A 14496-nucleotide genomic window follows, 5' to 3' on the forward strand; every position below is an offset into this window, starting at 1 on the left:
CGTCGAATGTTTAGAGCACTCAAGGCATTGCCAGCGCATCCAGCCTTCCACATGCGCGAAGCCCGCCCGCGAGCCTGAAGGCGCAACTGAGCGTGCCGGATGATCACCCCCGCATACAAAAATTCAGACTGCCCTGATAAACCCCGGTATCCGCCACATCCACACTCGGCCCTACGCGCCTGAAACCAACGGTAAGGCCGAGTGTCTCGTGCGGATCAGCCCGCGATAGCGGACCTATGCCAGGCCCTACGAAGCTCAGCCGAGCGAAAGGCGGCCTTGCGCCCTTCATGGAGGGATACAACGGATGCCGACCATGCCCGGCATTCGACCATCAGCCACCCGTGCATCGTGTCGCGGCCATGAGCAACCTCCCGAGGTTCTACGACCTGGTTGGCAACCAGGCCAAGTCCACCAACCTGAGCACTGGCGCCAACACGGATTCGGCGGCTCGGATCATTTATTGAAAGTGATTCTGATGGGCACGTTTTTCAGCGTGAAGTCCGCCGCTCTTTCCGTGTAAGGCGCCTTGTTCCAGCTCCAGTGCTGAATGAAATTGATGGTTACGTCAAAATTCCCTTCATAGCCATTCTTGGTCGATTTGGGGCCGCCAGCCGGATTAGACGCTACGAAGCTGACTTTTTGCACGGCCCTTTTGATTCTCGCCTTGCCAAAATCCCCCCAGCCCTTGCCGTCCAGACCTGTATACATTGCCGCCAGAGTGTCGATCTGATCGCTGTTGAGCGAGTGTTTTACCGGCTCGCCACTGGCTTTGTCGACGAACATGGGCCGGTCGGTCGTGGGATCGACGTTCCAGATGGGGAATAAAGTCGTGGCGAACGATGGATCGGTGATGTCGAAATATCCATCCAGTGCCTGCGTCAGTGTGGCGTAGGTCGCGCTTTTTGGCTTGTCGCCTTTGATGGTGACGTGCGCCGGCGTTTTCGTCGCGGCCAGGGTGGATTGATCGACCCGACGATAATCGGTTAGCTTGACCTTCGTCAGCCCCTCCAGCACCAGCCGGTCGACATTTTGTTTGCCAATCGTCTTGCCCGCTTGGGCGGTCAGCGTGAAACGCAGGTGCAGATCGACGATGGGTTGCTGCTTCGAATCAGGAGCCAGATCAGTCAACACTTCCTTCGAACCAGGCTGCATGGAAATCACGACGTTATCCAAGTTGGCGAGATCGTCCGCTTTCAGCGCGTTTTCGGTGGGCAGGATTTTGTTCAGCGCCGCGACGAATTTCGGTGCGTCCGTCAGATGGCCAGCGACATCGATGCCGAGGTTGTGCTGGAGCGCCGCGATGACGGAGATTTTGCGCACCCGCAGACCGGCGCGAGTGGTCGTGTTTTCATTGCCGTCGTTTTCATACGAGGGTATTGCGTCCTTGAATGCGCTGCCGGTCGCGGCGCTCAGAGCGTGGTCGTTGGTGATACTCGAAATTGACTCGAACATGATGTCTGATGTGGTCATGCCATCAGCCGCAACGGCCATTCCGGGCAGTAATAGGGTGATCATTCCTAATTTCTTTAGTTTCATTTGAAATTTCCTATCGATTTTCAGGTGAGTGCAACTTGTATATCACATTGGAGGGTGCTGCGTACCGGTCGGGGCGAATCTTTCCCTTCCGTGACAAAATCTAGCCATTCAAACGGTTGGCCGGTGCCATCGCGCATGCTGGCGTGTTCATGGATGGGAAGCCGAGGGGGCGGTAGCCCAGCAAGTCCAGGTCCAGCGTTCCCTATACGTCTTCGTCGCCGGTGGTATGAACCGCTGCGCGCGGTGAGGATGGTGCGGGAGTGCCGTGGGGAGTGGGCCATCGCCCCCTGGATTGGAGACATTTTGTGAATGCCGCGCCCGAGTGCTTCGAGATGAAGAAAATCCAGCCGTGACTTGCCGGGCCGTCGTTCGCATCACGAGTTCTCGGCGATACCCGTGGCGGCATCGCGCATGCGGGCCGATGCCCGGTATCGGAAGGTCAGCCACGCGAATATCGAAATTTCCGGAAGCCAGAGATAGGCATAGGCCAGTGTCGGCGAATCGAGTTTCAAGCCAATCGCTATCAGTGGCAACCCCAATATCCAGCCCATCAGGGAATCGGCCTTGGCCACGTTGTTGAAATCTCCACGGCCTTGCAGCGCGGCGCGCAAGATATTGGTCGCCAGCCGTACCGGCAAAGACAGCGCCAGAGACCAAACGAAGATGGACCACCACGGTCCTTGTTGTGCGTAAACGCTGAGACCGAGCCAATGCTGCCCCAGCGCGAGCAGCACGGCCACCATGGCTATCATCGGAATGCCATGGCTCAGCAATTCACGCATGAGCGCTTGAACCTCGCAGTCGGGCCGACCCGAAAACCGGATGGCGAGGAAGCGCGAGAGCGCCGCGAGCGGGGAGAAAACGAGCATGGCCAGGGCCACGCCGGCACCGAATGCGTCCAGCCGTTCCGTCGTGACCATTGATATGCCGGGCCATGCGAACAGGCCGACCGTGATAAGCCCCAATAGTTGCATCGATAGGATGCGTTGCCCCTCCCAGGCGCCCTTGATGGCTTGTTCGCAGCCCCAGCGCTTTGGTGGCAATAGCGGGAATCCGCCGGTTTGCTTGCGCAAGCACATCAGAACCCAGCCACTCGACGCGGCTTGAACCAGCAGCGAAGCCATGAAGCACCCGACGAAACCGGCTTCGATGATGTTCAGGAACACGATGTTCATGGCGACTTTGGCCGCCACTTCGCAAACTTTCCAGCGCAAGATGGTGGTCCCTCGATGCGTGGCGTGCAGCGCAAACGCCGCGCAGGCATTGAGTATCCGAAACGGTGCGCCGGCGACGAACCAGGGAATCGCCGATTCCAGCATCGCCACCAGGGCTTCATCGCCGCCGGCCACCCACGGCGCCAACGCGGGATAGAGGAGCCACCCCGTCAGCAGTAGCACGATGCCGATCAGCCCCGCCAATCCCATCGCCCAGCGGATGACGAGACTGGCACTGCCGTGTCGCGCCGCTTGGGCGATGGCGACCGATACCACCGCGCCGAAGGCCATTGCCGCGACCCAATCGATCAATACCAGCCGCGTGAACAATACATACGCGCCCGACATGCCGGGCGCGTGCCGGGCGAGCATGGCCACGTCCACCTGTAGCGACAACTGTGCTACGACGAATGCCAGCAACAGGGCCGCGAAGCCCCGCCAGAATGCGCTGCCGCGAATGGTGGGGGAGGGCGTCATCGCGGCAGGGCTTGCCATCCGGGAAATCCGTCGTCCAGCGACCGGGCCGGGAGCAGGAAGTGGCCGAACGGGGTGCCAGGTGCCGGGAGCGCCTCTTCCAGTTCGATGCGCTCGATTTCCCGGCCGCCATCGAGCGATGCGGTTTTCCAGCCGCAGACGAGATCGGGAACGTCGGCGCCCCCCAGAGCGATTCCCTGGAATTCCGAGCGGTCGCCGGTGGCCCAGCGCGCGGCCGATGCGCCCATCAAGGCATAGCGCAACCCAGGCGTGACCTGATCGCGAAAGGGGGATTGCCGCAGCCAGATATCCACCCACAGGTAGTAAGTCCAGTTCAGGGATAGTTTCTGTTCGTTCGCCCACGCCATGAAGGGGCGGAAGATGGAAAGCCCATCCGGGCCGGAGAGTTCCAGCAAGCCGGGGCAAATGTCGAACAGGGTGTGCCAGTACACCCGCAGGCTGGTGTCGATACGTACGAAGGCACGTGATTCGCGCGGGTAGTTTCCTTGACGCGCCGGTACGGTCAGGGCGTCCAGCAGATCCGTATCGATCATACGAAGGTCAAGCGCATGATGCATCGCGGGTCCCCATGGATGGTTGGGCGAACAAGGCGCGCAGGCGATCGAGGTCTTCTTCGATCTCCGCTTCCTCGAAGTTGTCGTCGCGCTCATAGGTGATGGTGGCCCCGGGCGTGTCGAAGCGCGCGCGGTAGCGCTCCAGGAATGCAAGCGTCGTATCGGACAGCGCCCGGTCGTGGGTATCCACGATCAAATGCGGGGCCAGGATGGACAGGTTGTAGCCGGCGACGTGGAAGTGGCTGTTGGTTTCGATGACCCCCTCCCACGCCTCCAGCGCAACGCCACAGTTGAGGTGGGCGCATACCGCGTTGGATACGTCGAACAGGACGCCGGCGCCGGTATCGCGCTGCAAGCGCTCGTGGAATCGAGGCGCGTCGTGCCCGCCATCCATGATCGATGGATAGTTTTCCAGGTGCAGGCGGCATCCCAGTTTCTGTTGCCACCAGTCCACTCGGCGTTTGACCTGCTCGTAGTCGCGGACGTAGTCGATCTCGGCCAGGTGGTAAAGCTGGCGCCCCTCATGGGTGAAGCGCGCGATGTGATCGGAAACATAGAGCGGCTTGAGTCTGTCGATCAAATCGCGCAGCCGCCGCGCCATGCTTTCCAGAGCGGCCTCGTCGTTCTCGATGAACTTGGAGAACATGATGTGAAACCCCACGGGGGCGTCGAAGCCATTTTCCAGTTCGTCCGGCGGCACCGATAGGAAGTTGTCGATCAACATCTCGACATAATCGATCCGGCCGGACGCCAGCAGGCGGCGCACCAAGGGCGCGGTATCTCCGAGGGTATAGTTGAATCCAATGCGCACGGCGTGCTCTCCTGTGGAAGAGCCCGCCACCGGCAATGTCTCGCGGTGGCGGGCCGGACTTGCTTAGTTCACGCCGACCGGGGCGCAGCACGAGGCGCAGCAAGCGCCCGCGCGTCCGGCGACGACCATCGTGATTTTCCTGGCTACTTTGATCTTCATGAGTTTCTCCTTGGTGAATCGTGAATTTAAGAAGCGGATGCCTTCGTCATGGCGTCATCGATCTGGATGTTGGGAGCTTTCCCGCAACATCGCCGCAGGCATCGCGCAAGATTGTTGATTGGGTGAAACATTATTTGTTTATCTCGATAGGCGGCCTCGCTTCTTTGGTTGAAAATCCATGCCGATCGGGGACTCGCGTTTATTTTTCCGACTTCCACGGGTCCGAGAACCTCGGGTCTTTCAGGAAGGCTTGGTCAGTCAGTGATTTTAGGAAATTCAGCAGGTCCCGCTTCTCTTGTTCGGTAAGGTCGATTTTCGAGATGAGTCCGCTTTTGTAGGGGTTCATTCGGCCATCGCCCTGGTTCGGGCCGGACGTGGTGATGCGTCCCCCCTGGGAGTACTGCTCGATGACGTCCTCCAGCGTGGCAACGCTGCCGTCGTGCATGTAAGGGGCGGTGACTTCGATATTCCTCAGGCTGGGCGCCCGGAAGGCGCCCATGTCCTCAGGCTTCCCAGTGACCTCGAATACGCCCCGATTCGGGTACGGATAGCCGCCCTTGCCGTCGATGTTGTACAGCCCATTGTTGTGGAACAGCGTTTCGATGGAGCGGCTTTTCTTGTGTACCACCTGGTCGTTGAAGTTGAAACTGCCATGGCAGTGGTGACATTCGGCTTTTTCGCCGAAGAACAGCGCCATGCCACGCGTTTCGGAATCCGACAGCGTCCCTTTGCCTTGCAGGTAGTGGTCGTAACGGCTGTCGACCGAGACCATGGAGCGCTGGAAGGCCGCGATGGCCTTGATTACCGTGCCCATATTCAATGGATCGGCTTCGCCCGGGAAGGATTGCTTGAACAACGGCGGGTAGATCGGTTCGGCCCGCAGGCGATCGAGCACTTCCGGCCGGTTTGCGTCGTTGACCCCCATTTCAATGGGGTCGTCGCCGAACAGTGGAGTTTCCATTTGCCGTTCCAGCGAAACCAGCGCCGGACTTGCCCAGTTGTAGGTCGCATGCCAGGCGCTGTTGGCCAGGCTTGGCGCATTGCGATGCGTGCGCTCTCCGGTCGAGCCCAGGGATACTGGCCGTCCATCGGTGAAGGCCCGGTTCTGGTGGTGGCACGAGGCGCATGACAGCGTGCCGTTTCCGGATAGGCGCATGTCGTAGAACAGGCGCCTGCCGAGTTCCACTTTCGCAACCGACATGGGGTTGCCCTCCGGCACCCGGGGTTCGGGTATGTGCGAGGGCAGGTCCCACGACCAGGCAGTCATGGCGGCCGTGGCCAGGGCCGCCACGGGCAACGCCGCCAAACCGATCACGGCGAGCAAGGTTCGGCGCGTCATTGCTTTGGACGCACGCGAAATATGGGTGAACGCCCGGGTTTGACCGGGGCGTCCTCGTCGAGCGTAAGCCCTAGCTGCCTGAATATGGTGTCGCATTCCGGGTCGTCCGGCGCACTCATGCAACCGACCGCGCCTTGGCTGTCTTCCGAAATACGGCTGGTCTGGAACAACGCCGCCAGGTCCAATTCGATCCGTTGGTTGGCTGGATCGAATGGATCCATCACCAGTGGAATGCGATTCGAGCGCAGGCAGGAGATCGTCGCGTCCGTGACCGGGTTGCCGGTACAGCCGGTGGAACCCAGATGCACGTACCAGGATGCGGAGCGGGAGCCATCCGCCTTGACGACGCCGCCTTCCGGGTCGATCTCCACCTTGATGAACTTGCGGCCCGCCTGCCAGCTCCAGCCCATGGCGAGAATGTCCAGCGGCGCGCCTTCCAATTCCGTGCTGGTGTGGTTCAGCGGCGAAGGCACGCCGACGGTAAAGGCCAGGCCGGTGTAGCGACCTGCCGGCACCGTCCCGCTGACCAGCATGTTGGTGTCAGGCGTGCCGCCAACGCATGCGCCAGTGGCATCCTCGAAATCGAGCAGCGCCACCTGTTCGTTCTGCCAATCGTTGGCGGTCAGGGTGATGGGCGTCCGTATGCCGTCGGCATCGATCAACGCCACGTCCTGTACGTAGAAGCGCGCATCTCTCAATGTCGCGCGCCTGGCATCGCTGCCGAGCGCGCCCAGCGGTTTTCCGCATCGCGCGGCTTGACCATTGGCGACCATCTCGAAGGTGATCGCCACAGGTTGTTGGGTCTCCGCAAGAGGTGTGGCGGCGCTTGCGTATCCGCAAATACCGATTATCGGGGCCAATGCCGCCGCCATGAGGGTCATGTGCATGTCGTCCTCCGGTCAGAAGCGGGTGCCGAGCGTGACGTTCACGCTGCGCCCCTCTTCGTAGCTGAAGGTGTTGGCCATGGATTGCTGGTAGGTGGCGTATTCCTTGTCGAACAGGTTGGTGACGCCGACATCGACGCGGTATCGACGGTGCTCGTAGCCCACCCCGACATCGTGGGTGGCGTAACCGCTGCGCCGGCGCAGTAGCGTCGAATCGTAATCTTGCGCGCGCACGAACTGGCCGAGGTAGTGCAGGGACCAGTGGCCGTCCAGCCGGTATCGGGTGCCAAGGGCCAGCTTGTCGGGAGGCGCATACAGGTGGGCGCCAGTCTGGGCGTTCTTCGAGCGCAGCCGCGAATAACCCAGGCCCAGGGCCAGGTCGTTCCGGACGTAGGCCACCTCCAGCTCGCCCCCGCGTCTTTGGCCCTTGGCGACGTTGAGCCGCTGGAATATGAGCCCGGTGCCGACGAACGGCGCTTCGCGCGTGTAGCGACCGACCGTCTTCTGCTCGATCATGTCCTCCACGTCCTCGGTGAAATAACTCGCTTTGATCCGTAACTGGTCGCCCGCACCGAGTACCTCATCGAAGGAGAGCATGGCGCCCACCTCCTTGGTCTTACTGGCTTCTGGCCTGAGTGCGGGGTTGGGGCGGAAATTGAACAGCGCCCGGTTGGTGTTGAGGCTGCCGAACATTTCCGTCACGCTCGGCGCTCGAAAGGCTTCGCCGTAGCTGCCGTAGACCGCCAGAAACTCCCATGGCTGGTATTTCAGCGTGAACTTAGGCGAGACGCGGTCGTGGCTGGACGCGTTCTGTCCCGGTGAGGTCAGCCGGTAATCGTCGCGCCGAAGCGCGCCGATCAAGGTCCAGCGATCCAGAATGGAAACCTCATCCTGGACGAACAGACCCACGGCGCGCATGCGGCCATTGGGAAGCACCGTGTTGGCCTGTCCGGCCGACGTGTTTTCGTTGGTGTCCCTGTAAAAGTCCAGGCCATAAGTCAAGCGGTGGGATGCCCATGAGCCCGTCTCGAAACGGCTGCTGTTCTGCAAGCCTGCCCCGACCGTTTGGGTCATCATGGAGGTCGACGGCTGCCGTGGAACGGAGCGGCTCTCGCCATTGAGCTTGAATCGGGTCTGATAGACCGTCAGCTTGCCGTCGAGCAGAGGGAGATCGGCATCCCGAAAGGTCCAACTGCCGGTGTACTGTTCCTGGTTGCGCTTGAGTTTCTGGGAGAAGGGGAAAAGCAGGTTTCCGCCCGGGTTGGTGGGCCCCACCAGCTTGTCCGCGAAACGCTGGTAGCTCATCTCGAAGCGATTGCGTTCACTCGGGGAGAATCCGGCCTTGAACAATCCGCTCTTGAGGTTTCCATCGTTCGGATATCTCGCATGCTCGCCTCCCGCGCCAGTACGGATATCGCCGAAGTCGCGGTAGGTGGCGCTGGCCAGGAAATCGAACCGTCCCGCGCGCATGGCGGCTGAGAGATTCGTGGAGGACGCCTCGTTGGCGCTGCGATAACCGGCTTTCACACGGCCGCCGAAGGTTTGGTCAGGCGACAGGAAGTCCTTGGCGCCGATGGTCTCGAACGCCATGACGCCGCCCAGGCCGCCACTGCCATAGGCGGCGGACATGGGGCCACGCACCACGTCCACCTGCTTGATGAAATCCGGGTCGATGAGCAGGAGTGTATTCACGCCGCCATCGTTGTTACGGCGGGCGCCATCGACGGAAATGATGATGCGGGGGCCTTGTAGACCCCGGATCGCCGGGCTTTGAGCGGCCGGACGCGGGCCACCGCCATAGTTGACGTTTGGTAGTGTGCGAAGCACCGTTGAAACGGTGCTGGCCTGGGCATCGTCCAATTGCCCCCGATTCACGGTGGACACGGAAGCCGGCACCCCGAAACTCGAGTTGGGACTGCGAGTGGCCGTGACGGTGATCGTGTCCAGAACCGTCACCTTGTCCGCATGGTTCGATGAGTCAACGGCCGCATCGGCGGCTTGTTGCGCATGCGCCAAGTTTGCGGTCAGCGAGCAGGAGGCCGCCAGCAACAACGCACACGGTGCAGAGGAACGTTTGGAACGAGATAAGGTGGAGGCGCTGGCGCGAGGCCGTGAACCGAACTGCGCATTGATGGCGGCGGCAAGCGCGCAGCGGCGCGGAAGCACAGGGACGGCACCCTGCGCGGAGGAAACTCCGAACATGAGAAAACTCCAACGATGATCGTGAACGCGCGCGCTCGGGCAGTCATCCCGTGACGACGCGATAGGCGACGGATCAAACGTTGGAGGGCGGTGCGCGTGCCTGGTGTGTGGTTCTGAAACCTTCGGCTAGGAGGCGCTCGACAGGCGGCGCCTGGGGGGCGTGAGTGTTGAGGTCGGTCGCGGGGATGAAGGCAGGCGAGGGCGGAATGGCGATGCCGTGTACAAGCGGACACAGCGCGCACATGCCGCCGGAGGACATCGTTCCGGCGTCTTGCTGATCTTGATCGATGTCGATGCCGAAACCCGACAGGGGGACGGTTTTCATGCCCGTCCCCGTGCAGATGACGATGCTTTCCTTATCCGCCGAGATGGACGCCAGGGGCATGCTCGCTACGGCGAAGGTCTGCAACAGGAACGCCAGCGCAACGGCAATCGTGCCGAAGCGGTGCATCCTGTGACGAAGCAGCCTCCGAAATCGCATGTCGTTTCTTTTCTTGCCTGGATGCGTTGAGATGCAAAATACCCCGACGGCGATGCTACTGCCGTACTTCCTGGCAGTCCAGTGACGTAGAAGACAGTTCCAGACATCGCGGACGTGTAGACGTTGCACCCCCGCCATTGGTCTCGCATGCCGCCAATCATCGATGGCGCGCGCGATGTCCGTGTTCCTCGATGAAGGGTGTGGGATGAACTTTGTTGTCGAGGACGGGAAATGAAGCTATAGTGGCGTGCTTCACTGCTGGGCGTGGGTGACTGGGAAACAAGACGCTGAGGATCCGTTGGCTGGCGCGTTTTCCGCTCCGCCCGCCAGAGCCCCGGTTCACCGGGATTTTTCGTTTGGACGGATCGCTTCGGCATCTGTCACAATCCACTTCGATGGCCGGATGGCAGAGTGGTTATGCAGCGGATTGCAAATCCGCGTACGCCGGTTCGATTCCGACTCCGGCCTCCATCGAAAACAGCAGAAAACCTCGGGAAAACCGGGGTTTTTTGTTTTTTCTACCCGTTGCCTTGTGCGTCGCCGGATGTCGTTTTTGCGGAGCGCCCCGCAATTTTCGGGGTTGGCGACGCTTTTCGACCGACGCGATTGCGCACATGGCGCTGCGTTGTCGCTTCGCGGATGTGGCCGGGCAGGTGCGTGGGTCACGCAGTTGGCCGGCTTCGGTAGTGTCTGTCGCGGCCTTGGCGCGCAGGTCGTGGAATTGCACGCCCTCGACGCCTGCCGCCTTGCAGGTCTCCATCAACCACCGGCTCACCGCATTGGTTCCCACTGGGTTTCCGTGCAGGTCGACGATCAGGCGAGTGTTGATGCGCTTGCGCCCTGACTTGCGTTCGCGGATGCGTGCCAGCAGTTTGGCGAGGCCGTCGATCACGTTGATACGTACCTTCTCGCGGGTTTTTTCGATTCCGACTCCGGCCGCCATCGATGAAATGCGAAAGTCCCCAGGAATTTCCTGGGTCTTTCGTTGTTTCAGGGCTTGGCCAGGGCGGGGGAGCTGGGGCTGGAACGAAGTGCGAAACGCCCGGGCCGCCCCCGTATTCCGGTGGGCGAGAAACGTGTAACCTTCCCGCCTGCCGTGTAGGCGAGTCGTCCCGAATGGCGGCCAGGGGGTCGCCCAAGCGACGCGCCGCGTGGTCAAGCGATCATCGCATCATGCCCGGATGGCGAAACTGGTAGACGCAAGGGACTTAAAATCCCTCATCCGCAAGGGTATGTGGGTTCGAGTCCCACTCCGGGCACCATTGAGCCGAATAGCCGGATGACGCATCGACGTCGCGCCGGCGCTTGTCCCGGGAGTTCCCATGCTGCGCCACCTTGCCTGGCATTGTTGCATCGCTTTCGCGTTGGTTTCGTTGGTGTTGGCTCTGGGCGCGCATCCGGCCTGGTGGTGGGGGTTCGGTGTCGCCGGCACGCTGGCCGCGCTCGGTTTGTGGGACGTGTTGCAGACGCGCTCCACCTTGCGCCGGCTGTATCCGGTGCTGGCGCATTTCCGCTATGGGCTGGAAGGCATCGGGCCTGAGATCCGCCAATATTTCATCGAGCGCGATACCGAGGAGGTGCCGTATTCGCGCGAGCAGCGTTCGCTGGTCTACCAGCGGGCGAAATCGGTCAGCGACGTGGTGCCGTTCGGCAGCGAACTGGATGTCTATGGCGCGCGATACGAATGGATCAACCACTCGATGGCGCCGACGCCCCACCACGATGCCGATTACCGCATCGTCATCGGCCCCGATTCCGCCAAGCCTTACGCGGCCAGCGTGTTCAACATCTCGGCGATGAGTTTTGGCGCGTTGTCGGCCAATGCGATCCGTGCGTTGAACCTGGGCGCGAAGCGCGGCGGTTTCGCCCACGACAGCGGCGAAGGTTCCATATCGGTCTACCACCGCGAGCATGGCGGCGACCTGATCTGGGAGATCGGTTCCGGCTATTTCGGCTGCCGCGATGACGATGGCGCTTTCAGCGCCGAACGCTTCGCCGCGCAGGCGCGCGATCCGCAGGTCAGGATGATCGAGTTGAAGCTGTCGCAGGGCGCCAAGCCTGGGCATGGCGGCGTATTGCCCGTGGCCAAGGTGACACCGGAGATCGCCGCCACCCGTGGCGTGCCGATGGGCGTGGATTGTGTTTCGCCAGCACGGCATTCGGTGTTCGATACGCCGGTTGGCTTGCTTGAGTTCGTCGCCGCGCTGCGCGAGCTTTCCGGCGGCAAGCCGACGGGTTTCAAGCTTGCCATCGGCCATCCCTGGGAATGGTTTGGCATTGCCAAGGCGATGCGGGAGACCGGGATACTGCCGGATTTCATCGTGATCGACGGCGCCGAGGGCGGCACCGGCGCGGCGCCTTCGGAATTCATCAATCACGTCGGCGTGCCGATGCACGAGGGCTTGCAACTGGCGCACAACACGCTGGTGGGGCTGGGGATGCGGGAAAAGATTCGCCTGGGCGCGGCCGGCCGGATCACCAGCGCCTTCGACATCGCCCGTGTCATGGCGCTGGGCGCCGACTGGTGCAATGCCGCGCGCGGCTTCATGTTCGCGCTGGGCTGCATCCAGTCGCAAAGTTGCCACAACGACCGTTGCCCGACCGGCATCGCCACCCAGGACGCGCGCCGCTGGAAGCGGCTGGATGTCGCGGACAAGGCCGCGCGCGTGCACGCCTTTCACGACAACACGCTGAAGGCGTTGCGCGATCTGCTCTGCGCGGCCGGGTTGACGCATCCCCAGGAACTGGGGCCGGAACACATCCTGCGCCGCGTGTCGCCGACGGAGATCCGCGCCTACGGCAATCTGTTCGCGCGTTTGTCGCCGGGCGAGCTGTTGCAGGAGGCCCCGCCGCGGCACGCGGTATTCCGCGAGTATTGGGGCATCGCGCGCAGCGACAGCTTCGAGCCGCCGGTGAGCATTGCTTCGTTGCGGCTCAGCAAGGCGCTTTGAGCGCGGCGGTTCAGAGCAGTTCCAGCACTCGCTCGGGTGGCCGGCCGATCACCGCACGTTCGCCATGCTCGAAAATCGGGCGTTCGATCAGGATCGGGTGCTCGACCATGGCCGCGATGATCGTTTCGTCATCCTTGTCCTGATTACCCAGGTCGAGTGCCTTGTATGCCTCTTCACCCTTGCGCAGCAGCTCGCGCGCGGGGATGCCGAGCTTGGTCAGCAAGGCGCGCAGGGTGGCCGCGTCGGGCGGGGCGTCCAGATAGGTGAGCACTTGGGGCTGGATGCCGCGCGCTTGCAGCAGGGCCAGGGCTTCGCGGGACTTGGAGCAGCGTGGGTTGTGGTAATAGCGGGTCATGGTGGAATAGGCCTGGTGGAGTGGGCGTTGCGGGGGAATGGGCCGGGCATGGGCACGCCCAGGCCGATACCAGAATCATGCCCTCGGCTGAGCTTCATGTGCGCGCATTTCGGTGTGCGATGCCGAAGGAAGGCGCAAAAACAAAACCCCCTGAAATCTCAGGGGGCCGTTTTTGGTGGGCAGTGCAGGGATCGAACCTGCGACCCTTGCCGTGTGAAGGCAATGCTCTACCGCTGAGCTAACTGCCCGAAAGGGCTGCGCAGTATAGGCGCCAGCGCGTCGCTTGCCAAGCCTCCCGAGGCAGTGGTCTTCACCCGAGCTTCTCCGCCAGCACGCGGCGGATCTCGGTTTCGATCATCCCCTGCATCGCCGAGTACGGAAAGCCGAGCTGGGCGTTGACCTGGGCTCGTCCCGGTGACAGGGCGATCCGGCCATCGACGCCGCCATGCTGGAGCCGCAGTTCGTCGCCCTCCCAGGCGGATTCGATGCCGAAGCGCTCCCGCAAGGTGCGCGCCACGCCTTCGACAGCCAAGCGTGCCTCGCTCATGCCGAGTGCGGTGGGGTGGAGGATGTCGAGGTCGGCCATGGGGTTCCGTGCGGATGGGGGGAGCGCGATTTTGCCTGCATCGCCACTTGCTTGCAGCCGGTGATGGATTCACAGGTGTGTGCCAAAATCGGCCGAAGTGAATACCCATCCCGAACCGCAACCCGTCCTCCGCTTCCCCGGCCACGCGCATAGCGACCTGCCGTTGCGGCGTGGCATGAATGGGCTGTGCCGCGACCCGGATTTCGACCGGGGGCTGCTGCTGGCTTCCCCTGGAGGACGCTCGCTGATCGATTTCTGCTTCGATGCGCGCGGCCTTTGGCTGCATGTCGCCGAGGGCGTGCACAGCGTCCACGTCAATGGCCGGCCGGTGCAGCATCTGGCCTTTCTGCGTCTGGGCGACGGCATCCATTGCGAAGGGGTGGAAATGCGCTTGGTGGATCGTGAAAGCCGCGCCAGACGCGAGCTACCGCCCAGCGAGGAGGACGAGCGGCGGTCCGGGCATCGGCCGCTGCTGCTGCGCGGTCTCTGCGGGCGCGATCACGGTCGTGCTTTCCCGCTCGACCAACTGGTGCGTGTGGGCGGGCGCAACGCCACGATCCGCCTGGATGGCGCGGATGAAACGGTGGCCGAGCTGTTCCAGCAAAGTGGCAAGGTCTGGCTGAGCGCGGCCGAACCGCTGGGCCGGGTGCGGGTGAATGACGAGCCGGTCGCGGTCGCCTGTCTGCGTCCCGGCGATCAGCTCGGTTTCGCCGGTGGCGAGCGCTACGTGCTGGACGTTCCGGGACGTGCCGCCGAGCGCGGCGTGGCGCCGCCCGCGCAGAAGCGGAAGATGCCCGATCCCGCGAGCGACACCGCCGCCGCCGCGCCGCGATGGCGCATCCCCTGGCTTCTGGTCGCCGCCGTGGCGAGCGCCGCGGCGCTCGCCGCCTTGCTCTGGTTCGGCGTGCGCTGAGCTGGGCGCGCCACTT

The 14496-nt window shown here is 62.5% G+C and carries 13 protein-coding genes and 3 tRNA genes; 4 read left to right on the top strand and 12 right to left on the bottom strand.

Going from position 1 to position 14496, the window contains the following annotated elements; translation table 11 throughout:
- Positions 1-453 precede the first annotated feature (453 nt).
- From EBB59_RS00965 to EBB59_RS01005, 9 genes are all read right to left on the bottom strand, one after another.
- Positions 454-1536 carry a hypothetical protein gene (locus tag EBB59_RS00965; RefSeq protein ID WP_147455469.1) on the bottom strand — a complete coding sequence of 361 codons (1083 nt, stop codon included), beginning with the start codon at positions 1534-1536 and terminating at the stop codon, positions 454-456.
- Positions 1537-1910: 374 nt separating this feature from the next.
- Positions 1911-3245 carry a multi antimicrobial extrusion protein MatE gene (gene mbnM, locus EBB59_RS00970; RefSeq protein WP_158601675.1) on the bottom strand — a complete coding sequence of 445 codons (1335 nt, stop codon included), beginning with the start codon at positions 3243-3245 and terminating at the stop codon, positions 1911-1913.
- Positions 3224-3778: a methanobactin biosynthesis protein MbnC gene (gene mbnC / locus EBB59_RS00975; protein WP_211327666.1), complete on the bottom strand. Its 555-nt coding sequence runs from the start codon at positions 3776-3778 to the stop codon at positions 3224-3226. Before mbnC ends, mbnM begins: the two co-directional genes overlap by 22 nt.
- 7 nt (positions 3779-3785) lie before the next feature.
- Positions 3786-4610: a methanobactin biosynthesis protein MbnB gene (mbnB, locus tag EBB59_RS00980; protein WP_122100284.1), complete on the bottom strand. Its 825-nt coding sequence runs from the start codon at positions 4608-4610 to the stop codon at positions 3786-3788.
- A gap of 63 nt (positions 4611-4673) precedes the next feature.
- Positions 4674-4769: a methanobactin gene (mbnA, locus tag EBB59_RS14440; RefSeq protein ID WP_122100285.1), complete on the bottom strand. Its 96-nt coding sequence runs from the start codon at positions 4767-4769 to the stop codon at positions 4674-4676.
- Positions 4770-4968: 199 nt separating this feature from the next.
- Positions 4969-6084: a methanobactin export MATE transporter MbnM gene (locus tag EBB59_RS00990; protein ID WP_245978886.1), complete on the bottom strand. Its 1116-nt coding sequence runs from the start codon at positions 6082-6084 to the stop codon at positions 4969-4971.
- A gap of 20 nt (positions 6085-6104) precedes the next feature.
- Positions 6105-6995 (bottom strand): MbnP family copper-binding protein, encoded by an 891-nt coding sequence (locus tag EBB59_RS00995; protein ID WP_211327668.1) that lies wholly within the window; start codon positions 6993-6995, stop codon positions 6105-6107.
- A 12-nt stretch (positions 6996-7007) separates the two neighbouring features.
- Complete coding sequence (locus tag EBB59_RS01000) at positions 7008-9194, bottom strand: TonB-dependent hemoglobin/transferrin/lactoferrin family receptor (protein ID WP_122100288.1); 2187 nt, start codon at positions 9192-9194, stop codon at positions 7008-7010.
- 73 nt (positions 9195-9267) lie between these two features.
- Positions 9268-9645 (bottom strand): DUF2946 domain-containing protein, encoded by a 378-nt coding sequence (locus EBB59_RS01005; RefSeq protein ID WP_158601676.1) that lies wholly within the window; start codon positions 9643-9645, stop codon positions 9268-9270.
- 427 nt (positions 9646-10072) lie between these two features.
- Here EBB59_RS01005 and EBB59_RS01010 point away from each other — a divergent pair.
- The 3 genes from EBB59_RS01010 (at position 10073) to EBB59_RS01025 (ending at position 12626) form a co-directional block, all read left to right on the top strand.
- Positions 10073-10146, top strand: a tRNA-Cys gene (locus EBB59_RS01010).
- A gap of 704 nt (positions 10147-10850) precedes the next feature.
- Positions 10851-10937: transfer RNA gene (locus EBB59_RS01020), tRNA-Leu, on the top strand.
- Positions 10938-10997: 60 nt separating this feature from the next.
- On the top strand, positions 10998-12626 hold the full coding sequence (locus EBB59_RS01025; RefSeq protein WP_122100290.1) for an FMN-binding glutamate synthase family protein: 1629 nt from the start codon (positions 10998-11000) through the stop codon (positions 12624-12626).
- Between the two features lie 10 nt (positions 12627-12636).
- Here EBB59_RS01025 and arsC read toward each other — a convergent pair whose 3' ends face one another.
- The 3 genes from arsC to EBB59_RS01040 all read right to left on the bottom strand — a co-directional run bounded on the left by arsC (position 12637) and on the right by EBB59_RS01040 (position 13567).
- Positions 12637-12981: an arsenate reductase (glutaredoxin) gene (arsC, locus tag EBB59_RS01030; protein WP_122100291.1), complete on the bottom strand. Its 345-nt coding sequence runs from the start codon at positions 12979-12981 to the stop codon at positions 12637-12639.
- 173 nt (positions 12982-13154) lie between these two features.
- A tRNA-Val gene (locus EBB59_RS01035) sits at positions 13155-13229 on the bottom strand.
- 62 nt (positions 13230-13291) lie between these two features.
- Positions 13292-13567 (bottom strand): polyhydroxyalkanoic acid system family protein, encoded by a 276-nt coding sequence (locus EBB59_RS01040; RefSeq protein ID WP_122100292.1) that lies wholly within the window; start codon positions 13565-13567, stop codon positions 13292-13294.
- Positions 13568-13664: 97 nt separating this feature from the next.
- Between EBB59_RS01040 and EBB59_RS01045 the strand changes: the two genes are divergently transcribed.
- Positions 13665-14480: an FHA domain-containing protein gene (locus EBB59_RS01045; RefSeq protein WP_211327669.1), complete on the top strand. Its 816-nt coding sequence runs from the start codon at positions 13665-13667 to the stop codon at positions 14478-14480.
- Positions 14481-14496 lie beyond the last annotated feature (16 nt).

This window comes from Solilutibacter pythonis, from assembly GCF_003697345.1.
GTDB lineage: Bacteria > Pseudomonadota > Gammaproteobacteria > Xanthomonadales > Xanthomonadaceae > Solilutibacter > Solilutibacter pythonis.